General features: G+C 71.9%; 23 protein-coding genes and 1 pseudogene. 8 read left to right on the top strand and 16 right to left on the bottom strand.

Annotated features, from left to right (window positions below; all coding sequences use genetic code 11):
• Window positions 1-98 precede the first annotated feature (98 nt).
• The gene (locus A4U64_RS21495; protein WP_050034521.1) at window positions 99-2,444 is read left to right on the top strand and encodes a DEAD/DEAH box helicase; all 2,346 of its coding nucleotides are present in this window, start codon (window positions 99-101) and stop codon (window positions 2,442-2,444) included.
• Between the two features lie 9 nt (window positions 2,445-2,453).
• Here the strand turns inward: A4U64_RS21495 and A4U64_RS21500 are convergent, their stop codons facing one another.
• The 7 genes and pseudogenes from A4U64_RS21500 to ssd form a co-directional block, all read right to left on the bottom strand.
• The gene (locus A4U64_RS21500; RefSeq protein WP_044476208.1) at window positions 2,454-2,798 is read right to left on the bottom strand and encodes an Rv3654c family TadE-like protein; all 345 of its coding nucleotides are present in this window, start codon (window positions 2,796-2,798) and stop codon (window positions 2,454-2,456) included.
• Window positions 2,795-3,109: a TadE family type IV pilus minor pilin gene (locus A4U64_RS21505; RefSeq protein WP_006941351.1), complete on the bottom strand. Its 315-nt coding sequence runs from the start codon at window positions 3,107-3,109 to the stop codon at window positions 2,795-2,797. Before A4U64_RS21505 ends, A4U64_RS21500 begins: the two co-directional genes overlap by 4 nt.
• 17 nt (window positions 3,110-3,126) lie before the next feature.
• Window positions 3,127-3,330 carry a DUF4244 domain-containing protein gene (locus A4U64_RS21510; RefSeq protein WP_006941350.1) on the bottom strand — a complete coding sequence of 68 codons (204 nt, stop codon included), beginning with the start codon at window positions 3,328-3,330 and terminating at the stop codon, window positions 3,127-3,129.
• A gap of 42 nt (window positions 3,331-3,372) precedes the next feature.
• A complete protein-coding gene (locus A4U64_RS21515; protein ID WP_050034520.1) occupies window positions 3,373-4,011 on the bottom strand; it encodes a type II secretion system F family protein in 639 nt (212 codons plus the stop codon).
• A pseudogene (locus tag A4U64_RS21520) lies at window positions 3,975-4,775 on the bottom strand (type II secretion system F family protein). Before A4U64_RS21520 ends, A4U64_RS21515 begins: the two are co-directional and overlap by 37 nt.
• On the bottom strand, window positions 4,772-5,944 hold the full coding sequence (locus A4U64_RS21525) for a TadA family conjugal transfer-associated ATPase (protein ID WP_050036261.1): 1,173 nt from the start codon (window positions 5,942-5,944) through the stop codon (window positions 4,772-4,774). Before A4U64_RS21525 ends, A4U64_RS21520 begins: the two are co-directional and overlap by 4 nt.
• Entirely contained in the window at window positions 5,941-7,014 is a 1,074-nt protein-coding gene (gene ssd / locus A4U64_RS21530) for a septum site-determining protein Ssd (RefSeq protein ID WP_050034519.1), read from the bottom strand. The genes A4U64_RS21525 and ssd overlap by 4 nt, the downstream gene beginning before the upstream one ends.
• Before the next feature lie 377 nt (window positions 7,015-7,391).
• Here ssd and A4U64_RS21535 point away from each other — a divergent pair, with 377 nt between their 5' ends.
• Window positions 7,392-8,234, top strand: a complete 843-nt coding sequence (locus A4U64_RS21535) for an HAD-IB family hydrolase (protein WP_006941337.1) — start codon at window positions 7,392-7,394, stop codon at window positions 8,232-8,234.
• 409 nt (window positions 8,235-8,643) lie between these two features.
• On the opposite strand, the gene A4U64_RS21540 is transcribed toward A4U64_RS21535, so the two are convergent.
• Window positions 8,644-9,396 carry a hypothetical protein gene (locus tag A4U64_RS21540; protein WP_029547219.1) on the bottom strand — a complete coding sequence of 251 codons (753 nt, stop codon included), beginning with the start codon at window positions 9,394-9,396 and terminating at the stop codon, window positions 8,644-8,646.
• A 204-nt stretch (window positions 9,397-9,600) separates the two neighbouring features.
• Between A4U64_RS21540 and acs the strand changes: the two genes are divergently transcribed.
• Complete coding sequence (acs, locus tag A4U64_RS21545; RefSeq protein WP_029547218.1) at window positions 9,601-11,538, top strand: acetate--CoA ligase; 1,938 nt, start codon at window positions 9,601-9,603, stop codon at window positions 11,536-11,538.
• Between the two features lie 71 nt (window positions 11,539-11,609).
• On the opposite strand, the gene A4U64_RS21550 is transcribed toward acs, so the two are convergent.
• Window positions 11,610-12,983 (bottom strand): MFS transporter, encoded by a 1,374-nt coding sequence (locus A4U64_RS21550; protein WP_006945544.1) that lies wholly within the window; start codon window positions 12,981-12,983, stop codon window positions 11,610-11,612.
• Between the two features lie 196 nt (window positions 12,984-13,179).
• Between A4U64_RS21550 and nhaA the strand changes: the two genes are divergently transcribed.
• Genes nhaA through A4U64_RS21565 form a run of 3 tightly spaced genes read left to right on the top strand, consistent with a single transcriptional unit; the run spans window position 13,180 to window position 15,847 of the window.
• On the top strand, window positions 13,180-14,397 hold the full coding sequence (gene nhaA / locus A4U64_RS21555) for a Na+/H+ antiporter NhaA (RefSeq protein WP_029547217.1): 1,218 nt from the start codon (window positions 13,180-13,182) through the stop codon (window positions 14,395-14,397).
• Window positions 14,394-14,894, top strand: coding sequence for a phage holin family protein (locus A4U64_RS21560; protein ID WP_006945547.1), 501 nt, complete (start codon window positions 14,394-14,396; stop codon window positions 14,892-14,894). The genes nhaA and A4U64_RS21560 overlap by 4 nt, the downstream gene beginning before the upstream one ends.
• 8 nt (window positions 14,895-14,902) lie before the next feature.
• Complete coding sequence (locus tag A4U64_RS21565) at window positions 14,903-15,847, top strand: alpha/beta fold hydrolase (protein ID WP_006945554.1); 945 nt, start codon at window positions 14,903-14,905, stop codon at window positions 15,845-15,847.
• A 12-nt stretch (window positions 15,848-15,859) separates the two neighbouring features.
• On the opposite strand, the gene A4U64_RS21570 is transcribed toward A4U64_RS21565, so the two are convergent.
• The 4 genes from A4U64_RS21570 to nth are packed head-to-tail and all read right to left on the bottom strand — an operon-like array spanning window position 15,860 to window position 19,197.
• Complete coding sequence (locus A4U64_RS21570) at window positions 15,860-17,050, bottom strand: MarP family serine protease (RefSeq protein ID WP_006945555.1); 1,191 nt, start codon at window positions 17,048-17,050, stop codon at window positions 15,860-15,862.
• Window positions 17,047-17,745 (bottom strand): NUDIX hydrolase, encoded by a 699-nt coding sequence (locus A4U64_RS21575; protein WP_006945556.1) that lies wholly within the window; start codon window positions 17,743-17,745, stop codon window positions 17,047-17,049. The genes A4U64_RS21570 and A4U64_RS21575 overlap by 4 nt, the downstream gene beginning before the upstream one ends.
• Entirely contained in the window at window positions 17,742-18,365 is a 624-nt protein-coding gene (locus tag A4U64_RS21580) for a TlpA family protein disulfide reductase (RefSeq protein WP_006945557.1), read from the bottom strand. Before A4U64_RS21580 ends, A4U64_RS21575 begins: the two co-directional genes overlap by 4 nt.
• A 37-nt stretch (window positions 18,366-18,402) precedes the next feature.
• Entirely contained in the window at window positions 18,403-19,197 is a 795-nt protein-coding gene (nth, locus tag A4U64_RS21585; protein ID WP_037201375.1) for an endonuclease III, read from the bottom strand.
• A gap of 72 nt (window positions 19,198-19,269) precedes the next feature.
• Between nth and A4U64_RS21590 the strand changes: the two genes are divergently transcribed.
• Window positions 19,270-19,539 carry a hypothetical protein gene (locus tag A4U64_RS21590; RefSeq protein WP_029547213.1) on the top strand — a complete coding sequence of 90 codons (270 nt, stop codon included), beginning with the start codon at window positions 19,270-19,272 and terminating at the stop codon, window positions 19,537-19,539.
• A gap of 198 nt (window positions 19,540-19,737) precedes the next feature.
• Window positions 19,738-20,412: a Crp/Fnr family transcriptional regulator gene (locus tag A4U64_RS21595; RefSeq protein WP_003935274.1), complete on the top strand. Its 675-nt coding sequence runs from the start codon at window positions 19,738-19,740 to the stop codon at window positions 20,410-20,412.
• 62 nt (window positions 20,413-20,474) lie between these two features.
• Here the strand turns inward: A4U64_RS21595 and A4U64_RS21600 are convergent, their stop codons facing one another.
• The 3 genes from A4U64_RS21600 to A4U64_RS28300 form a co-directional block, all read right to left on the bottom strand.
• A complete protein-coding gene (locus A4U64_RS21600; protein WP_029547212.1) occupies window positions 20,475-21,263 on the bottom strand; it encodes an MBL fold metallo-hydrolase in 789 nt (262 codons plus the stop codon).
• A gap of 67 nt (window positions 21,264-21,330) precedes the next feature.
• On the bottom strand, window positions 21,331-21,810 hold the full coding sequence (locus tag A4U64_RS21605; RefSeq protein WP_006945565.1) for a RidA family protein: 480 nt from the start codon (window positions 21,808-21,810) through the stop codon (window positions 21,331-21,333).
• A 5-nt stretch (window positions 21,811-21,815) separates the two neighbouring features.
• Entirely contained in the window at window positions 21,816-21,980 is a 165-nt protein-coding gene (locus tag A4U64_RS28300) for a DUF4177 domain-containing protein (RefSeq protein WP_006945567.1), read from the bottom strand.
• Window positions 21,981-22,020 lie beyond the last annotated feature (40 nt).

Here is a 22,020-nt window from a genome sequence, read left to right on the forward strand (position 1 = left end):
ATGTTACCCCGCGCGCGACCGGACACCGACCGAACGCCGGGAGCGATGGCCTACTACGCTGGTTACCCATCCCGACCGCATCCTCCGGAGTACCCAGTGTGACCAGCTCGCCGCACCGCCGTCCCGTCGGCGACGGGCCGTCGAGCTTCGGCCACGAACTGCTCGAACGGGTGCTTGCCGGCACGCCGGCCTCGGAACATCCCCTCACCCACAGCGCGGACCTGCCCGCCCGCGACGTTCGCCACACCGACTGGCCGGACTGGGCGTCCGACGCCGTCGTCCGGGCTCTGCGCGCTACCGGCGTGCCCCGGCCGTGGAGCCACCAGACAGAGGCCGCCGACCTCGCCGCCGGCGGGGAGCACGTCGTCGTCTCCACCGGCACCGCCTCGGGCAAGTCCCTCGCCTACCAGCTACCCGTGCTCACCGCCCTCGCCGAGGACCCGCACGCCACCGCGCTGTACCTCTCCCCCACGAAGGCGCTCTGCGCGGACCAGTTGCGCGCCGTCACCGAGGTGACCGCCGCCGAGCCCGAACTCGGTCACGTGCACGCGTGCGCCTACGACGGCGACACCTCCACCGAACTGCGGCAGTGGGCGCGCAGCCACTCACGGTGGATCTTCACCAACCCCGACATGCTGCACATGTCGATGCTGCCCGGGCACGCCCGCTGGTCCCGGTTCTTCCGCCGGCTGCGCTACGTGGTGGTCGACGAGTGTCACTCCTATCGCGGCGTCTTCGGCTCCAACGTGGCCCTGGTGCTGCGCCGGCTGCGGCGGATCGCCGCGCGCTACGGCGCCCGGCCGGTCTTCGTCCTCGCCTCCGCCACGACCGCCGACCCCGGCGCCGCGGCGTCCCGGCTCGTCGGCGCGCCCTGCCGGGAGGTGACCGAGGACGGCTCCCCGCACGGACCTCGCACCGTCGCGTTGTGGGAGCCGCCGCTGCTCGAGCAGGTGACCGGCGAGAACGGTGCCCCCGTGCGCCGCGCCGCCGGAACCGAGGCCGCCCGCATCCTCGCCGACCTCGTCGTCGAGGGTGCCCGCACCCTCGCCTTCGTGCGGTCCCGGCGCGGTGCCGAACTCACCGCGCTCGGTGCGCGGCGGCTGCTCGCCGAGGCCGCCCCCGAGCTCGTCGATCGGGTCGCCGCCTACCGCGCCGGCTACCTCGCCGAGGAGCGCCGCGAGCTCGAGGCGGCCCTGGCGGACGGCCGGCTGCTCGGTGCCGCCAGCACCAACGCCCTGGAACTCGGCATGGACATCGCCGGCCTGGACGCCGTCGTCGTCGCCGGATTCCCGGGCACCGTCGCGTCGTTCTGGCAGCAGGCCGGCCGGGCCGGGCGCCGCGGTGCGGGATCGCTGGTCGTGCTCGTCGCCCGCGACGATCCGCTCGACACCTACCTCGTGCACCATCCGGCGGCGCTGCTCGACAAGCCCGTCGAGGCGACGGTCACCGATCCCACCAATCCGTACGTGCTCGGCCCGCAACTGCTGTGCGCCGCACTCGAGCTGCCGCTCACCGACGCCGAGGTCGAGGAGTTCGGTGCGGCCGACGTGCTCGCCGCCCTGGCCGCGCAGGGAGCGATCCGGCGGCGCCCGCACGGCTGGTTCGTCACCCCGGACACCCGTCCCCACTCCGACATCGACATCCGCGGCGGCATCGGCACCCAGATCGCCATCGTCGAGTCGGACACCGGACGGATGCTCGGCACCGTCGACGGCGGTCGCGCACCGGCGACCGTGCATCCGGGAGCGGTGTACCTGCACCGCGGCGAGTCGTTCGTCGTCGACGAGTTGCACCTCGACGACGGAATCGCGCTCGTGCACGCCGAGGACCCCGAATGGTCCACCTCCGCGCGGGAGATCACCGACATCGTCGTGACCGCCGTGGCGGAGGAGCGCTCGCTCGGGCCGGTGACCGTAGGCCTCGTCGAGGTCGAGGTGACCCACCAGGTGGTCTCGTACCTGCGACGGCTGCCGTCCGGCGAGGTGCTCGACAGCACCGACCTCGACATGCCGTCCCAGTGCCTGCCGACGCGCGCGGTGATGTACACCGTCACCCCCGAACTGCTCGACCGGTGCGGGATCGGACCGGAACGGGTACCCGGCGCGCTGCACGCCGCCGAGCACGCCGCCATCGGCCTGCTGCCGCTCGTGGCGACGTGCGACCGCTGGGACATCGGCGGCGTGTCCACCGCGGTGCACCCGGACACCGGGCTGCCCACCGTCTTCGTCTACGACGGGCATCCCGGGGGCGCCGGTTTCGCCGACCGCGGGTACGCGCGCATCGCCGAGTGGCTCGGTGCAACCCGCGCGGCCGTGACGGCCTGCGAATGCGTCGCCGGTTGCCCGTCATGCGTGTACTCCCCCAAGTGCGGCAACGGCAACGACCCGCTCGACAAGGCCGGCGCGGTCGCGTTGCTGGGCGCGGTGCTCGACACCCTCGCCTGACCTCGCGTCTCACCCGGCCGGCCCCGCCCGCGCGATCGCCCGGGCCTGCCGCCCAGCCGGCAGCGACACCTCGGCCCCGACCTCGACGACGGCGTCCCAGCCGTCGACGGTGCACGAGCGCACCTGCACCCGCATCCGCGCCGCGATCCGGTCCGCCTCCGAGCATGCGGTGTCCGATCCGCGATCGAGCGCACCGGCCACCGCCAGGGCCGCCAGGTCGGCCGCCGCCTGTGCCCGGTGCCGCGTCGCGACCCCCGCACCCGTCTGCACGAGCAGCCCGGTGACCACGATCAGCGCGACCGCGACGAAACACCCCAGCACGCTCGCACTACCCCGGTCGTCCCCGAATGTCACTGCGCCACTTCCGGTTCGAGCACGGATACCGCCTCCGCCGTGAGCGTCACCATCGGCAGCAGCGGACCGTCCGCCGTCACCGTCGCCACGACGAGGTCACCGTCGGGGCGCACGGAGATCCGTGCGCCCTCCGGAGCGACCCGCGCCGCCACCTCCACCGCTCGCACCCCGTCGCCGCGAGCCGCGAGCCGGGCGGCCTCCCGCGCCGCGTCCTGACACCGGAGCTGATTCGAAACACACAGCACCGCACCGAGACACAGCACGAGAACACTCACCAGCGTGGTGAGGGCGATCGCCGCCTCGACGGTCACCCCGCCGTCGTCCCCGCTCACACCGCCGTGTTCAGCGCGCGCTCGACGATGCCGGTGAGCGCGGTGACGATGTTGTCGCCGGTGACCACCGTGTACAGCACGGCACCGAACGCCGCCGCGGCGATCGTGCCGATCGCGTACTCCGCGGTGGACATGCCGTCCTCCGCCGCGACGGCACCGCTCAGCCGCTGCGCCGCCGCCCGAATCACGTTGCCTACCATGGTTCCTCCCCTCCTTCGGCGCGGACCGTCCGCGCCGACGTCTCACAACAGCCCGTCGCCGAGCACGCGTCCCGCGAGCCCGATCACGACGGGCACGATGCCCAGGCACACGAACGCCGGCAGGAAGCACAGCCCGAGCGGGCCGCTGACCAGGACCCCGGCACGCTCGACGGCCGCAGCCGCCCGGTCCTCCGCCTGTTCGCGCTGCCGCTCCGCCACCTCGGCGACGATGCCCGACAGCGGGGCACCGGACCGCGCCGATCGCCGCGCCGCGCGGGCGAAGGCCTCCAGCGCCTCCGTCTCGGCGCCGGAGCCGTCCGAGGTCGCGTCCCCGAGACCGCTCCACGCGTCCGTCGGGGCGGCCCCGAGCTCGAGCCGGTCCGCGCCCCGACGCAGGGCCCGTGCGAGGGCCGGCGGCGCCGAGTCGGCGACCGCCCGGGCCGCCGTCGCCGTCGGCAGGCCGGCACGCAGGCAGGCGGCCATCAGGTCGAACGCGGCGGGCACGGCATGGGGGTCGTCCGGCGCACCGCCGGAGTCGGCCGCTCCGCCGGACGTCGCAGCCCCGGCGGCGAGGGCCTGCAACCGTCGCGCCTGCAGGTCCGGCAGGATCACGAGCGCCACGGCAAGGCACACCAGCGACGCCGTCACGATGCCACCCGCGTCGCGATCCGATCGGTCCACAGCAGCCCGGCGCACGCCAGCACGGTGCCCACCACCAGCAACACACCACCGAGACCGTCGCCGAGCAGCACCGTCACCGGCGCGGCCCCCATCATCTGCCCCAGCGCCACACCGAGCGCCGGAAGGGCCGCGAGCACCGTCGCCGTCGCGCGGGCCCCCGCCAGTCCCGCCTCGGTGCGCGAGCGCAGCCGCATGCGGCCGGACAGATCCGAGCGCGCGGCCGTGAGGAGTTGCGCCAGCGCCAGCCCGTGCCGGTCCGACACCTCCCAGGCCGCGGCGAGCCGCTCGAGCGACGCGGCGAGCCCCGACTGTCCCGGCGCGCGGGCCGCGGCGCGCAGGCCGTCGGCCGCGCTGCCGCCGAGCCGGACCCGCGCCGCCGCGACGCGGAAGGCGTCGGCAGTCGGCCCGGTCGTCTCCCCGCGCCGCCGTCGCGCACGCCTCGGCCGGATGGGTGCCCACCTCGAGCTCGGCGACAACGTTTTCGAGCCGGCGAGCAGGGTCCGCTGCTCGGCGTCGAGTGCGCGGTCCCGGCGCCGTCGCCGCAGCCGTCGCACGGCGGTGCCGGCGACGACCGCCGCCGCGACGGCGGGCGCGACGCCGAGCAGCAGCGCCGGGAGGACGCACAGCCCGACCGTCACCTCCTGCGGCGGCCGCCACGACCGTCCGGCGGCGACCGTCGTGCGCAGTGCCCGCAGCCGCGGCGTGGCGACCGCACCCGGCGCCACCAGCACGGCCGCGGCCAGGCACAGGGCCGCCGCGGTCACCGCGGTTCCCGTCGGCGGAACAGCTCTTCGAGTCGGTCCATGCCGGCCTCCGTGCCGCGCTCGTGGGTCCACGCGGGCGCGACGACGACACCCGACACGGTGTCCCGCTGCACGACACCGATCTCCGTCAGCCGGCGGGTCCCGTCGGGGGTGCGGTGCACGTGCAGAACCACCTGCACCGCCGCGACGAGCTGGCTGTGCAGGGCGGCCCGGTCCAGGCCGCCGAGTGCGGCGAGCGCTTCGAGCCGCGCCGGCACCTCGTCCGGCGAGTTGGCGTGCACCGTGCCCGCGCCGCCGTCGTGACCGGTGTTCAGTGCCGTCAGAAGATCGACGACCTCGGCGCCGCGCACCTCGCCCACGACGATGCGGTCGGGCCGCATCCGCAGCGCCTGCCGCACGAGGTCGCGCACCGCGACCTCACCGACGCCTTCGACGTTGGCGGCCCGGGCGACGAGCCGCACGACGTGGGGATGGGCGGGAGCGAGCTCGGCGGCGTCCTCGACGCACACGATCCGCTCGCCCGGGTCCACCGTGCCGAGCAGTGCCGCGAGCAGGGTGGTCTTGCCTGCCCCGGTGCCCCCGACGACGAGGAAGGCGAGCCGGGCGGCGACGATCCGTCGCAGCAGCCGATAGGCGTGCGGATCGACGGCGCCGCGATCACGCAGCGCGTCGAGCCCCTGGGTGGCGGGCCGCAGCACGCGCAGCGACAGGCAGGTGCCGCCCTGCGCGACGGGTGCGAGGACGGCGTGCAGGCGCACCCCGAAATCGCCGTGCCCGGGCAGCCGGCCGTCGACCCACGGCTGCGCGTCGTCGAGGCGCCGTCCGGCGAACAGCGCGAGGCGCTGGGCGAGTCGCCGCACCGACGCCTCGTCGGGGAAGGCGACGGGAGCGAGCCGCAGCCCGGCGCCGCGGTCGACCCAGACCCGGTCCGGGGCGGTGACGAGGACGTCGGTGACGCCGGGCTCGGCGAGCAGCGCTTCGAGCGGGCCGGCGCCGGAGAGCTCGGTCTGCAGGTGCCGCAGGGCCGTGAGCAGGTCGAAGTCGCCGAGAACCCCGCCGGACTCCGCACGCAGCGCGGCGGCGACACGGTCCGGCGTGGGTTCGCCGGCCTCGGTCGCGAGCCGTTCGCGGACCCGGTCGAGCAGCTCGGCCGTGAGGACGGCGCTCATGCCGCCCACCGCGAGCCCGGTTCGGGTCCGGTCAGCACGTCGAGAACGGACTCGGCGGCGTGGACGAGTGGAGAGCGCCGTCCGAGCCGCAGTCCGCCGCGTTCGAGCGCCGCGGCGAGCCCGGGCTGCGCGCGCATCGTGGTGATCAGCGGCAGCCCCACCACGTCGGCAACGTCCCGGCCGCGCAACCCGCCGGGGGCCGGGCCGCGCACGACGATGCCCTGATTGGTGTTCTGTTCGGCGACCCAGCCGGCGACCCGCCCCGCGGCGAGGGCGGCGCGGACGCGGGCGGGCACCACCAGCACGGTCAGGTCGGCGGCGGCCACCATCGCCTCGGCGGCGGGCCCGCGGCTGCGGGGCACGTCGCACACCACCAGGTCGCCGGAGCGGCGGACGGTGTCGAGCACGGCGGTGACCGCGGCGGGCGCCGGCTCTGCGGCGGACTCGCGATCTGCGGACAGCACGCCGAGTCCCGGCAGCCATTCGGGCACCGCATCGCGCAGGGTCCGGGCGGAGAGCCGGCCACGATCGACGGTGAGACCGGGCCAGCGGACACCCGGCCGGTCCTCGATTCCGGTGAGGACGTCCAGTCCCCCGCCCAGGGGGTCGCCGTCGACGAGGAGGGCTCCCGCACTGCGCCGGAAGGCGGCGACCGTCCATGCCAGGGCGGCTGCGAACGTGGACGCGCCGGCGCCGCCGCAGCCGCCGAGGACAGCGACGACGTGGCCGCCGCCCGCGTCGGGCTCGGCGGCCGTGCCGAGCACGGTGAGCAGTTCGACCTCGTCGTCGGGCAGCCCCACCACGTGTTCGGCGCCGACCGCGGTGGCCGCCTGCCAATCGGGGAGGTCGGCGCCGCCGGCGGTGACCAGGACGATTCCGCCCCGCCGGGGGAGCTGCTGCGCGCATGCCAGGGCCGCGGTGCGGTCGATCACGACGAGTCCGGCGTCGAGCCAGGTTCTGCGCGACGGTGTCGTCGCCGTCTCACCGACGGTGCGGTCGGAGGCGGCCGCCACGCGACGCAGGCTCGCCATCAGCGCGGGATCGTCGACGAGGGCCAGGACATCGGTCATGGCGCCCAGCTTGCGCGGTGGCTGGGCGCCCCGGAAGCAGCTGCCGGGGGAACCGGCGAATCTGTGGATGAACGCGCTGCCTGTGGATGAACGCGCCGGGCTCCGAAAGGTCCCGGAACAGAGGACGACCCTCGCCAGGGGGGGAGGAGGCGAGGGTCGTCATGTTCAGCCCCGGGGGGTCGGGCTGAACACCCCCTGGACTATGTCCAGGTGTCGTCGATACTACGCCCCGACCCGATATTTGCAAGTTCAACCGTCGCGCATTTCACGCAGTGTGCAGGTTCGACCGTCGCGCGTTTTGCGCAGGTGGAGGGGCCGGACGACCGGCCGGAGCGCAGGGCGTACCGGGAAGGAGCAGTCACACCTATTGTGGTGCCGTGACCGACGCGACCGTGGCCCCGACCCAGTCCGGCCGAATCGCCGCCTTCTTCGACCTCGACAAGACCGTCATCGCGAAGTCCAGCGCACTCGCCTTCAGCAAGCCGTTCTTCGCCCAGGGACTCCTCAACCGGCGGGCGGTGCTGAAGAGCAGCTATGCCCAGTTCCTGTTCATGCTGTCCGGGGCCGACCACGATCAGGTGGAGCGCATGCGGGCCCACATCGCGGCGATGTGCACGGGCTGGGATGTCGAGCAGATCAAGTCGATCGTCGCCGAGACGCTGCACGATATCGTGGATCCTCTGGTCTTCGCCGAGGCCGCCGATCTCATCGCGGACCACAAGCTCCGCGGGCACGACGTGATCATCGTGTCCGCGTCCGGGGAGGAGGTGGTCACTCCCATCGCGGCGGCACTGGGGGCGACGCACAGCACCGCCAGCCGGATGCGGATCGAGGAGGGCCGCTACGCCGGAGAGCTGGAGTTCTACTGCTACGGCGAGGCCAAGGCGGAGGCGATACAGGCACTGGCGCTGCAGTACGGTTACGATCTCGCACGTTGCTACGCGTACTCCGACTCGTCGACGGACATTCCGATGCTGCGGGCCGTGGGCCATCCGCGCGCGGTGAACCCGGATCGGGTGCTGCGTCGAGAATCCCTCGAAAATGGTTGGCCGATACTTACTTTCACGCGTCCTGTGCCGCTCCTGCATCGTCTCACCGCGACGCCGCCGGCCGCCGTCGCCGCGACGGCCGCGATCACGGCGGGCGCGGTGGCGGCGGGCGCGGCGACGTACCTCGCGCTGCGCCGGCGGCACCGGCCGGGGTTCGCGGCGCGCGGGTGACGGTCCCGAAAATGGGACTTGCCCCCCTCGGAGACCGGGAGTAGAAAGGAGTTACGGAAGGACGGAAGGCCAAGAGCGAATCGGAAGAGAAGGTTCGATCTCCCGACCGGAATTCCCAGCACGGACACCGAGCACCCACGCGGAGCCGATGCCACTATAAGGGCAAAAGTGTTGTGGGCTTGCGAGATTCGGGTCTTCGAAGGCGAACACCCCGCACCCGTTGCGAGGACGAACCAGCGATATCCGAACCCTCGCCGAGGCCAGTGACACACAACCCATGCAGCACGCTTGGTAACTCGGCAGTCCGTGCCGGCGGGCGACGCCACCGAAGTCATTCGGCGACGTCGCCCGCTTACATGTGGTCACCTGCATGAAAATCGGTGACACGCTTGACGATTCACGCTCCGGATCATCCTCCGGCGAAGGCGTCCGCGATCGATGTCGCCTCGCGCGCGCCCGCTTCCAGCCCGCCGCAGCAGAAGACGATCCAACCCCCGACGCCCTCCGCGGTGCCCGACTCGAAGCCCGCGAGCCCGTCGCGGTAGGCCTGGGCGCGACGCATCCAGCTCACCTCGGGAACACCGAGATTGTGCACGTCCAGCCCGCTCGCGACCGACACGAGGCGGGACGCCGCCCGGGCGATCACGCCGTCGGCGACACCGAACGGGCGCAGCACCGCCAGCTCACCGTGCACCACCGCGGCCAGCACCGGCGCCGGCGCCCGGGTGCCTCCGGTCACCAACTGGGCGAGCGCGTCGAGGCGCTCCCCCACGCCCGGTTCCGTGCGAGGCCGGCCCAGCGCCTCCGACTCGTCGACGAGGTCGGCCGCCGCGAGCAGGTGCAGGCGCGCAAGGGCCTGCAGGGGCGCGCGCTGCCAGGTGGACACCATGACGGCCAGGCCGTCGCCGTCGAGCGCCTGCGCCACCCGCAGCGCACCGGCCAGGATCGGATCACCCGCCTCCCCCGGCGGCGGCAGCTCCATCGATCCGCCGTCGAGCGCGGCGGAGGCCCGGGCCGCCCGAACCGACGCCTCGGCGGCGGTGTTCGGCCAGCCGCGCCGGTTGGTTCTGTGCCGGTGCACCTCGGCGAGGGCATCGCGCGCCCGGTCCGCGGCATCGCGCACTCCGGGCAGGTCGAGCAGGGGCTGCAAGGGGTCGGTCACGGCATCCGACGGTACCGGCTGTTGCCGACCACCCGCGCCCGCGGTTCCACTGGCCGCGGAGGCCGACCGCCCGTCGCGCGGGACCGACCGATTGTCGAAAGTGACCAGGTTGCAGCCGGATGCAACGGTGCGATGTCGGTCACAGGTGACTACCCTCACAGGTGCCCGAACTGTTTGGACCGACCGGAAAGAGGCCCCGCAACCATGACGAGCGCAGCGCAGGACCACGAACAGCAGGTGTACCCACCGAGCCCCGAGTTCGTCGCCACCGCCAACGCCGGTCCCGAGTTGCAGGCCGCCGCAGACGCCGACCGGCTCGGATTCTGGGCGACGCAGGCGCAGCGGCTGGACTGGGCCACCGAGTGGTCCGAGGTGCTGGACTGGTCCGACGCGCCGGTGGCGAAGTGGTTCGTCGGCGGGCAGCTCAACGTCGCCTACAACTGCGTCGACCGGCATGTCCTCGCCGGCAACGGCGACCGCGTCGCCATCCACTTCGAGGGCGAGCCCGGCGATTCGCGCGCGCTGACCTACAACGATCTGCTCGCCGAGGTGTGCAAGGCGGCGAACACCTTCACCGACCTGGGCCTGGTCGCCGGCGACCGGGTCGCGATCTACATGCCGATGATCCCCGAGGCGATCGTGGCGATGCTGGCTTGCGCCCGCCTCGGCCTGACCCACTCGGTGGTCTTCGCCGGGTTCTCCTCGCACGCGCTGCGCTCGCGCATCGACGACGCGCAGGCCAAACTCGTCGTCACCGTCGACGGGCAGTGGCGCCGCGGTCAGGCCGCCCCGCTCAAGCCGGCCGCCGACGAAGCTGTCGCCGATGCGGCGTCGGTGCAGCACGTGCTGGTGGTCAAGCGCACCGGCATCGACGTCGACTGGACCGAGGGACGCGATCTGTGGTGGCACGAGACGGTCGACAAGGCCTCCGCCGAGCACGAGGCGCAGCCGTTCGACGCCGAGCACCCGCTGTTCATCCTCTACACCTCGGGCACCACCGGTAAGCCCAAGGGCATCATCCACACCTCCGGGGGCTACCTGACGCAGGCCTCCTACACCCACCACTACGTGTTCGACCACAAGCCCGGCCGCGACGTGTACTGGTGCACCGCCGACATCGGCTGGGTCACCGGGCACAGCTACATCGTGTACGGGCCGCTGAGCAACGGCGCGACCCAGGTCGTCTACGAGGGCACCCCGAACTCGCCGAACGAGCACCGGCACTTCGAGATCATCGAAAAGTACGGGGTGAGCATCTACTACACCGCCCCGACCCTGATCCGCACCTTCATGAAGTGGGGCCGGGACATCCCCGACGCGCACGACCTGTCCTCGATCCGGCTGCTGGGCTCGGTCGGCGAGCCGATCAACCCCGAGGCGTGGCGCTGGTTCCGGGAGGTCATCGGCGCCGGCCAGGCCCCGATCGTCGACACCTGGTGGCAGACCGAGACCGGCGCGATCATGATCTCCCCGCTGCCGGGGATCACCGCCACCAAGCCGGGCTCGGCGATGGCGCCGTTGCCCGGGATCTCCGCCAAGATCGTCGACGACAACGCCGTGCCGCTGGGGGCCGGCGGCAACGGCTACCTGGTGCTCGATCAGCCGTGGCCGTCGATGCTGCGCGGCATCTGGGGCGACATGGACCGCTACAAGGACACCTACTGGTCCCGGTACGCCGAGGAGGGCTGGTACTTCGCCGGCGACGGCGCCCGCTACGACGAGGACGGGGCCCTGTGGGTCCTCGGCCGCGTCGACGACGTCATGAACGTCTCCGGACACCGGATCTCGACCTCGGAGGTCGAATCCGCGCTCGTCGGGCACCCGGCCGTCGCCGAGGCCGCCGTCGTCGGTGCCGCCGACGAGACCACCGGCCAGGGCATCGTCGCGTTCGTCATCCTGCGCGAGGGCGTGACCAACACCGGCGATCAGCTCATCACCGAGCTGCGCAACCAGGTCTCCACCGAGATCTCCCCGATCGCCAAGCCCCGGCAGATCTCGATCGTGCCGGAACTGCCCAAGACCCGCTCCGGCAAGATCATGCGCCGCCTGCTGCGCGACGTCGCCGAGGGCCGCGAGCTCGGCGACACCTCCACCCTGGTCGACCCGAAGGTCTTCGAGGCGATCCGCGCCCAGGGCAAGTAGGCAGCGGAGCTGCCGGTGCGTCCTTCGGGTTGTCGTAGCCGCCCGAAGGACGCACCGGCCGCGAAGCGGCCCTACACCTCCTCGAGGTGGCGGTCCTTGGTCTCGTGCATCACGAGCAGCGCGACGAAGGTCAGCGCGGCGGCCACCAGCAGGTACACACCCACCCAGCCGACGCCGTAGGTGGTGGCGAGCCACGTCGCGATGAACGGGGCGACGGCCGCGCCGAGGATGCTCGAGACGTTGTAGGCGATGCCCGAACCGGTGTAGCGCACGTTGGTCGGGAACAGTTCGGGCAGCACCGCGCTCATGGGGCCGAAGGTGAAGCCCATGAGGATCATGCCGATGATCAGGAACAGGAGCATGCGCGGTTCGCTCATGCCCTCCGGGGCGAGCAGGATCCCGAAGGTCAGGCCGAACACCATGATGGTTCCGGTGATGACCAGCAGCGTGATGCGGCGGCCGTGGCGATCGGCGAGACGACCGGACACCGGGATCGCGGCCGCGAAGAACAGCACGGCGACGAGTTGGAGCACCAGGAAGTCCGAGTACTGGAAGCCGGCGCCGGTGCCGCCCTGGGCGGGGGTCTTGCCGGTGCCGTGGCTGAGCACCCAGGTCGTCATGATGTAGAAGAGGGTGTACGTCGCGAGCATCACGAACGTGCCGATGATCAGCTGACGCCAGCTCGTCCTGAACACCTCGGCCAGTGGCGTCTTGACCTTCTTGCCCTCGGCGACGGCCTGGGCGAACACCGGGGTCTCCTCCAGCTTGAGCCGCACGTAGAGGCCGATGATCACCATCACGGCGCTGAGCAGGAACGGGATCCGCCAGCCCCACGTCAGGAACGCGCTGCCCAGGTCGGGGTCGGCGTTGTCGTGGTTCAGGAACAGCGTGATGATCAGGAACAGGCCGTTGGCCAGGAAGAATCCGATCGGCGCGCCCAACTGGGGCCACATGGCGGCCCAGGCCCGCTTGCCCTTCTCGGCGGTCTCGGTGGCCAGCAGCGCCGCGCCGCTCCATTCGCCGCCGAGGCCGAGGCCCTGGCAGAAGCGCATCAGTGCGAGCAGTGCGGGGGCCAGCAGTCCCACCTGGTGGTACGTCGGCAGGATTCCGATGAGGAACGTCGCGATGCCCATCGTCAGCAGCGAGCCGACGAGGGTGGCCTTGCGGCCGATGCGGTCCCCGAAGTGGCCGAACAGGATCGAGCCGACCGGCCGGGCGACGAACGCGAGACCGAACGTCGCGAGCGAGGCGAGCAGGGCGGTGGTGCCGTTGCCCTTCGGGAAGAACAGGTGCGGGAACACCGACACGGCGGCGGTCGCATAGATGTAGAAGTCGTAGAACTCGATCGAGGTGCCGACGGTGCTCGCGACGATGATGCGGCTGCGCGGTACTCCCGCGACCAGCGATCCGTCCCGGCCGGCGGTGTTGTCGAGGGAAGTGCTCACGAAACCAGCTCCAGAGAATCACATGATGGGAATCGATCCCAGTTGCTAGGAAAGTGAACACTTCCTTTCCCGAGCGAATCAAATCGGACATCGGTCGTCCGGGTCGGCGACGGCTACGATTCGTGCCGGGATACGCCGGGACGCCCGTTCGGCGGCGCTCCCCGCGTACCCCGAATTCGCGAATCGAAAGGCCTTCGTGAACCAGCCACTGCGCTCGGAACTCACCCGGTACCTGCGTACCGAGACCGTCGGTGGCGCGATCCTCCTGGTCGCCGCCGCCGTGGCCGTGCTGTGGGTCAATTCCCCGCTCGGACCCGCCTACGAGGCGCTGCGCGACTTCCCCCTCGGGCCGGAATCACTGCACCTGAACCTCACCGTCGGCACCTGGGCGCAGGACGGCCTGCTCGCCGTGTTCTTCTTCGTCGCCGGACTCGAGCTCAAACGCGAGCTGGTCGTCGGTGAACTGGCGGACCGTAAGAGAGCCCTGCTGCCGGTCATCGCCGCGTGCGGCGGCGTGCTGCTCCCGGCGCTCATCGCCGCCGCGGTCGGGTGGGGCAGCCCGGGCATGGACCGCGGCTGGGCGATCCCCGTCGCCACCGACATCGCTTTCGCACTCGGAGTCCTCGCCCTCACCGGTTCCCGCATCCCCACCGGTGCGCGCGTATTCCTGCTCAGCCTCGCCGTCGTCGACGACCTCATCGGCATCGCATTGATCGCCGTCCTGTTCACCACGTCCATCGCGGCACTGTGGCTGCTCGGGACCGTCGCGTGCGCCGCCGCCTACTGGTACGCCCAGCACAAGCGGATCACGACCTCGTGGCTGTATGTCCCACTGGCGCTGCTCACCTGGTACGGCATGCATGAGGCCGGCATCCACGCCACCATCGCGGGCGTCGTACTGGGCCTGCTCACCCGCGTCCGCACCGACCCGGGCGAGCGGCAGGCACCGGCCGAACGGCTCGCCCACGACATCCAGCCCTGGTCCGCCGGCCTGTGTGTGCCCCTGTTCGCGCTGTTCGCCTCCGGCGTCCCCATCAACGGTGAGGTCCTCGGTGACGTGTTCACCAGCCCGGTGGGCCTGTCCGTCCTGCTGGGCCTGCTGATCGGCAAGACCGTCGGCATCTTCGGCGCGTCCTGGCTCGCGATCCGCGTGGGCGTGGCCACCAGGCCGACCGGGCTGGCGTGGCAGGACCTGCTGGCACTCGCCGTGCTCGGCGGCATCGGATTCACCGTGAGCCTGCTCATCGCCGACCTCTCGCTCGCCGGTATCGACGGCGGGGCGCCCGCGGAGATCGCGAAGGCGTCCGTCCTCGTCACGTCACTGATCGCCTCGGTGCTGGGATCGACGCTACTGTTACGGCGTGGGCGAGCCCACCGTAGTCAATACGAACCAACTGGAGGGGTCGACAATTGAGCGTGACGAACGGGAACCGGAAGCAGGGTGACGGGGTACCGACGAGCATCTCGTCTATTCCGCTGACCGAGGTGCGCGCCCGCACTCCTCAGGAAGCGAGCATCGGAGACCTGGTCCGCGATGCCACGGCACAGGTCTCGACGCTGTTCCGCGCCGAGGTCGAACTCGCCAAGGCCGAGGTCACCGGGGAGGTGAAGAAGGGCCTGCAGGGCAGCCTGTTCTTCATCCTGGCCTTCGCGGTCCTGGTGTTCAGCTCGTTCTTCTTCTTCTTCTTCCTCGCCGAACTGATCGACATCTGGACGCCCCGCTGGCTGGCGTTCCTGATCGTCTTCCTCATCATGGTCGTGGTCACGGCGATCTTCGCCCTGATCGGCTACCTGCGGGTGCGCAAGCTGCGCGCCCCGGAGAAGACCATCGACTCGCTCAGGCAGGCCCGTACCGTCCTGCCACAGCAGCACGACGCGGAGCCGGCACCGGGCCCCCGGCACGCGCGCTGACCCTCCACATGCAGGGCACCGTGTCCCTCCCCGATCCGTCCACGGTCCGGTACCCCGGGCCGTGGACGCACCGCGACATCCACGCCAACGGCATCCGCCTGCACGCCGTCGAGGCCGGCCCGTCCGGCCCCGACGCGCCGCTGGCGCTGTTCCTGCACGGGTTCGCCGACCTGTGGTGGTCGTGGCGCCACCAGCTCACCGCCTTCGCGGACGCCGGATACCGCGCCGTCGCCGTGGACCTGCGCGGCTACGGCGACTCCGACAAGCCGCCGCGCGGCTACGACGGCTGGACCCTGTCGGGCGACGTCGCCGGTCTCATCCGCGCCCTCGGCTGCTCCGAGGCGACGCTGATCGGACACGCCGACGGAGGCCTGGTGTGCTGGGCGACGGCCGTGCTGCACCCGCGGCTCGTCCGGGCGATCGCCCTCGTGGACTCGCCGCACCCGATCTCGCTGCGGGACGCGGCGCTGCACGACCGCGCGCAGCGGTCGGCGCTGCTGCCCACGTTCCTCGCCTACCAGGTGCCGTGGCGGCCCGAACGCAAGCTCGTGCGCGACGACGGGTGGGAGATCGAACGACTGCTGCAGGCCCGTTCCGGTGCGCGGTGGCAGCAGTCGGACGAATTCCGGGAGGTCGCGGAGCGGATGCGGTCGGCCATCCGGATTCCCGGCACCGCGCACTGCACGCTCGAGTACCAGCGCTGGGCGTTCCGCAGCCAATGGCGGCCGGACGGACGCCGGTTCATGGCCGCAATGGACAAGACGCTGACCCTGCCGGTCCTGCAACTGCACGGCACGCTGGACCCGTACGTGCTGCCGGCGACCGTGCGCCGGTGCGTCCGCCACGCTCCGGGCCGGAAACTGCTCATGATCGACGACGCCGGGCACTACGCCCACCAGGAATGCGCCGACGACGTGACCGCCGCGCTGCTCGACTTCGCCGCCGGACTGTAGGGACGCCCCGGCTCAGGCGATGCACGTACCCGTCGCCACCGCCGCGAAGGAATCGTCGGCCAGCTCCAGCTGACTGCTCACCTCCGCCGCGGTCAGCACGAACCCGGTATCGCTGTTGTCCACGGCCGCGCCGAACACGACGCCGAGCACCCGGCCCTGATCGTCGACGAGCGGCCCGCCGGAGTTGCCCTGACGGATCGAACCGCGGACGGTGTACACCTCCCGTTCGACGGTGCCGGAGCGGTAGATGTCCGGCCCCTGCAGGTCGAGCGTCTCCCGGATCCGTGCGGCGCTCGCCGTGTACGGGCCCCCGCCGGGATATCCGAGGACGAGGGCGTCCTGACCCGAATCGGCGGGCGCGGGCGCGAACGCGAGCGGCGCCACGTCGAGTCCCGGTACCGAGAGGATCGCGACGTCGACGGCGGGATCGAAGAGCACGACCTCGGCGTCGAGCGCCCCACCGAGCGTCTCCACCGACACCGCCGACGTGCCGGCGACGACGTGCGCGTTGGTCATGACGCGTTCGGGCGCGACGACGAACCCGGATCCCTCGAGCGCACGCTGGCAGCTCGGCGCGACGCCGTTGATGCGCAGCACACTCGGGTGCAGGTCGAGCGCGACGGGACTGGCGAGCACGCTCGGGTCCGGCGGCTCCACCTCGGTGATGGGCGTGCGGCCGAACGGCCCGATCACCTCCGGCAGGCCCGAGGTGTCGAGCAGCGCCGAGAACTCCTTGGGGACGCCGCGCAGCCAGTCCGGGGCCAGCACGTCGACCGTGGCCAGCACCCGGGAGCCGCGTACGGCGGCCGAGATCTCCGGTTGCGACGACGCGGTGAGCGGAATCGCGAGCAGCCACGCCGCGACCAGCACCGCCACGGCCTGCAGACCGGCCCCGACCACGCTGTCGACGCCCCGCGCGACGGGGCTGTGCATGTTGCTCCGTGCCGCCCGGCCGAGCACCATGCCCGCGACCTCGCCGATGATGACGAGCACGACGATGAGCGCAATCCCGGCGAGGATCCGCATCCGTCCCTCCTCGACGTGCACGAGCACGTGCGGGGCGATGAGGATGCCGGCGACCGCGCCGAGCACCACGCCGAGGAACGCCAGCGCAGACGCCACCGCGCCCTGTCGCAGGCCCGACGACGCGGCCACGAGCACGACCAGCAGGATGAGCACGTCGATCCATCCGGACGGTGTCACGGTTCGACCACCCCTGTCTCGAGCTCGGCGAGCGTGACCTCGAAGTCACGGATGTCGGTGTGGTCCCACTCGATCTCCCAGCCCGACACCGCGAACAGGCCCGCCAGGATCCCCGCCGTGAACCCCCACACGAGCATGTCGTCCACGAGGAAAGCCGGTCCCTGGTAGCCGCGCTCGTGCCGGATCTGGAAGCGGTTGTCCGGATCGAGCAGGTCGTGCAGAGAGACCCGCACCACCCGGACGGCCTCGCGGGGATCGACCACCCCGATGGGGGTGGGCTTCTCCCAGAAGGCGACCACCGGGGTGACGTCGAACCCCGACGGTGGGATGAAGATCTCGGGCAGCACCGTCAGCGGACGGACGCCGGCGGGGTCGAGGCCCGTCTCCTCCTGCGCCTCGCGCAGCGCGGTCGCGATCGGGCCGTCGTCCTCCGGGTCGGCGGCGCCACCCGGGAAGGCGACCTGCCCGCTGTGCTGACGCATCGTCGGCGCCCGCTGGGTGAGCAGGACATCCGCGTCGGCGGGCAGACCGCCCCGCGCGAGGGGATCGGGTTCGGACGAGCCACCGAACAGCACGAGCACGGCCGCCGGACGGACGGTGAACCCGTTCGGTGCGCGGCGGTCGAGCACCGGGTTGACCTGGTGCGGATCGCTCGGCGCCACGGTGGACACGCGGCGCAGCCAGTACGGCGTCATACCTTCACCCCCAGGTGGTTCTCCACGGCTGCGGCGACGTCGTCGGCGCTGCGGAACGGCTGAGGCAGCACCTTCGCGACGGAACCGTCGGGCCGAATCAGCACCGTCACCGGCAGCACGGGTGGCGACTGCACCGCTGCCTGCACGCGCGCGGACCCGTCCTGCACCCCCGGCAGCCGTACGGCGTACTCGGCGAGCCGGGACAGGGCGTTGGCCTCGTTGGGGTCGGTGTGGACGGTGACGACCGCAACCGCGTCACCGGCACGCTGCGCGTACTCCTGCAGGTAGGGCAGTTCCTCGGCGCACGGCCCGCACCACCAGGCCCACAGGTTCACCAGCGCGGGCCGGCCCGCGAGCGCGGCGGCCAGATCGACGCTGCTGCCGTCGCCGAGGCACTCGAACCGCAACCCCGCGAGGGGCCCGGCCCCGTTCCCGGCCGGGGCCGGGCAGGGCTCGAGCGCCGCCGCGGCACGCAGCGGCGCGAGGGATTCGGGGGTGTCCTGGGCGCGGCGGTCCACCGGCGCCGCGGTCGGGCGACCACCGTCGGCGGCCGGCGCCGGGTCGTCGGCGTCGCGGGGCCAGATCGCGACGATCAGGGCCACCACGACGACGAGGGCCACCAGGCTCCAGCGGCCTGCGCGGGTCAGTTGCACCGGGTCACCGTCCGGCCAGTTCGAGCAGGTGCTCGGTCTCCGGTCCCTTCACCAGCGCGGCGGCGGTCACGGGGTCGGTGGGTCCGATGCCGTAGGACGGGCAGTCCTTGGCCAGCACGCAGATGCCGCAGGCGGGTTTGCGGGCGTGGCAGACGCGCCGGCCGTGGAAGATCACCCGGTGCGAGAGCAGGGTCCATTCCTTGCGGTCGACGAGCGCGCCGACGGCGTGTTCGATCTTGACGGGGTCGGTTTCCTCGGTCCACTTCCAGCGGTGCACGAGACGCTGGAAGTGGGTGTCGACGGTGATGCCGGGGATGTCGAACGCGTTGCCGAGGACCACGTTGGCGGTCTTGCGGCCGAATCCGGGAAGTGTGACGAGATCCTCGAGGCGGCGCGGTACCTCGCCGTCGAACCGCTCGAGCAGGGCCTGTCCGAGGCCGATCAGGGAGTTGGCCTTGTTGCGGTAGAAACCGGTGGGCCGGATGTACTCCTCGAGCTCGGCCCGGTCGGCCTCCGCGTAGGCGCGGGCGTCCGGGTAGCGGGCGAACAGGGCCGGGGTGACCTGGTTGACCCGCACGTCGGTGCACTGCGCGGACAGGATCGTGGCGACCGCCAGCTCGAGCGGCGTGGTGAAGTCGAGTTCGCAGTACACGTGGGGGAACGCCTCGGCGAGCCGCCGGTTCATGCGGCGGGCCCGCCGCACCAGGGCGAGCCTGCTCTCGGGTTTCCGCTCGCCTCCGGACACGCGTCGTCGGCGCACGTCGGGACTCTCGGACGGGGTCGCATGCACCTGCTCCACTGTACGTACCCGGCCGGTCGCGGATTCGGCGCTGTGTCGCTTCTGAGACCTTTCTTGTGTTTACTTCCCGGTATGCAAGCTCTTGCTGTCGTACTCTTCCCCGTGCTGCTCATGCTGTTCGCATTGGCGATGGAGCGGGTCGAGTCCCGGCTGAGCCGTCTGTCCGTTCGCCAGCAGGAGGTCGAGGAGTTCCTCGACAAGGCGAGCCACGACGACGTCGCCACCCTGGCCAGGGAGGGATTCCCCCACGCTCTCGCCCGGTTCCACCGCCGTCGGCGGCGGGTCCTCGTCATGGAGCTCGACGATGCGGAGTCCGACATGGGAGCGCGCCGCGCGAGCTGATTTCGGGACGCATCGGTAGGATGCGTGGGCGTTGCTGCAGGAACGGCACGGCAGCTGTCGTGGTGTCAATCACTCATGCCGAGTGCGCGCACAGTAGACTTCGTTTCCGTACGCGTTGCAGGTGGCCTGTCCGGGCGCCCGTGGACGTCGTGCAGACCCGGCAGCATGACGACGAGAATATTCCCCAAAGGAGCGCACGTGGACGACGTCCTGGCCAGAGCAGGCATCTTCCAAGGAGTCGAACCCTCGGCGGTTGCGGCGCTGGTCAAAGAGCTTCAGCCGGTCGATTTCCCCCGCGGACATGTCATCTTCAACGAGGGTGAGCCGGGCGACCGCCTGTACATCATCGTCTCCGGCAAGGTGAAGCTCGGCCGCCGCTCGCCGGACGGCCGCGAGAACCTGCTGACCATCATGGGCCCGTCCGACATGTTCGGTGAGCTGTCGATCTTCGACCCGGGCCCGCGTACCTCCACCGCCACGACCGTGACCGAGGTCCGCGCCGTGAGCATGGACCGCGACGCCCTCAAGGCCTGGATCGACCAGCGCCCGGAGATCGCGGAGCAGCTGTTGCGCGTGCTCGCGCGCCGTCTGCGCCGCACCAACAACAACCTGGCCGACCTGATCTTCACCGACGTGCCCGGTCGCGTCGCGAAGGCTCTGCTGCAGCTCGCGCAGCGGTTCGGCACCCAGGAGGCGGGCGCGCTGCGCGTCACGCACGACCTGACCCAGGAGGAGATCGCACAGCTCGTCGGCGCCTCCCGCGAAACCGTGAACAAGGCGCTCGCCGACTTCGCCCACCGCGGCTGGCTGCGGCTCGAGGGCAAGAGCGTGCTCATCTCCGACTCGGAGCGCCTCGCCCGCCGCGCGCGGTAACACCCGTTCCACGAATCGAGGCCGGTGCATCGTCGATGCACCGGCCTCGATCGTTCGGGAGGTCAGGCGAAGCTGCGCAGGTACTCGAGCTGGACGTTGACCGACTTCTCCGCGACCGGCCACAGCGACGGGTCCACGTCGGCGTACACGTGCTCGACGACGGACCGCGGCGTGGCGTCGTCCCCCAGCACCCGCAGCGCGGCCCGCACCTGGTCGAGCCGCGCCTCCCGATGGTCGAGGTAGCCGCGGGCGATGGTCTCCAGGTCGGGCAGGTCCGGTCCGTGCCCGGGCAGAACGGTGTAGCCGGCGCCGAGGTCGATCAGCCGGCGCAGCGACCCGAGGTAGTCCCCGAGGTCGCCGTCGGAGTCGTCGAGGACGGTGGTGCCCCGACCGAGGATGGTGTCGGCGGTGAGCACGCTGCGGTCGTCCTCGACGACGAAGGACAGCGAGTCCGCCGTGTGACCCGGCGTGGCGAGTACCCGGATACGCAGTCCGGCCGCCTCGATCACCTCGCCGTCGGCCAGGCCCGCTCCCCCGCCGTGCCGGTGCCGGGCGTCCACGGCCCGCACCGCGCTGCCGGTGAGTTCGGCGAACCGTCCGGCGCCGTCGGTGTGGTCGCCGTGCCGGTGGCTGACCAGGGTCAGCGCCACGGGCACCCGGGCGACGCGCGCGAGGTGCGCCTCGTCGAGCGGGCCCGGATCGACCACGACGCACTCGTCGCTGCCGGGCGCCCGCAGGATCCAGGTGTTGGTGCCGTCGAGCGTCATCATCGACGGGTTCTCCGCCAGCACCACCGCGGCATTGGCGGTGACCTGTCGCAACTGCGCGTACGCGGGGTGAACCAGCGTCATGATCCGGCCTCCTCCGTCGGAAGGTGTGGGGTGCGTCCCACTCTAGATCCGGCTCACCCCGCGCCCGTCAGCGCACCTCGGCGATGATCTCGACCTCGACGGGAGCGCCGAGCGGCAGTTCGGCCACGCCGACGGCGGAGCGGGCGTGCACGCCCGCCTCCCCGAACACCTCACCGAGGAGTTCGGACGCGCCGTTGATCACACCCGGCTGGCCGGTGAAGCCCTCCGCCGAGGCGACGAAGCCCACGACCTTCACGATGCGGACGAGGTTGTCGATGCCGACGAGGCCGTCCAGCGCGGCCAGCGCGTTGAGCGCGGCGATACGCGCCGCGGACTTGGCGGCCTCGGCCGAGACGTCGGCGCCCACCTTGCCGACGAGACCGAGCGTGCCGTCGACGAACGGCAGCTGCCCCGAGGTGTAGACGTGGTCACCGGTGCGGACGGCGGGAACGTAGGCGGCGACGGGTGCCGCCACCGGCGGCAGGCTCAGACCCAGTTCGGCGAGCCGCGCCGTCCAGGTCCGCCCCGCGGAATCCTCTGCTGCCACGCGGCTCAGCCCTTCGGGCGCTTGAGGTAGGCGACGTGCTGCTCGCCGGTGGGTCCCGGGAGCACCGACACGAGTTCCCAGCCGTCGGCTCCCCACGTGTCCAGGATCTGCTTCGTGGCATGGGTCAGCAGGGGCACCGTCGCGTACTCCCACGTTGTCAATTCGCTCATGTCTCGACCCTATATGCGCACCGGACTTATAGGCTCGACG

It is taken from the genome of Rhodococcus sp. WB1, from assembly GCF_001700945.1.
Lineage (GTDB): Bacteria > Actinomycetota > Actinomycetes > Mycobacteriales > Mycobacteriaceae > Rhodococcus > Rhodococcus aetherivorans.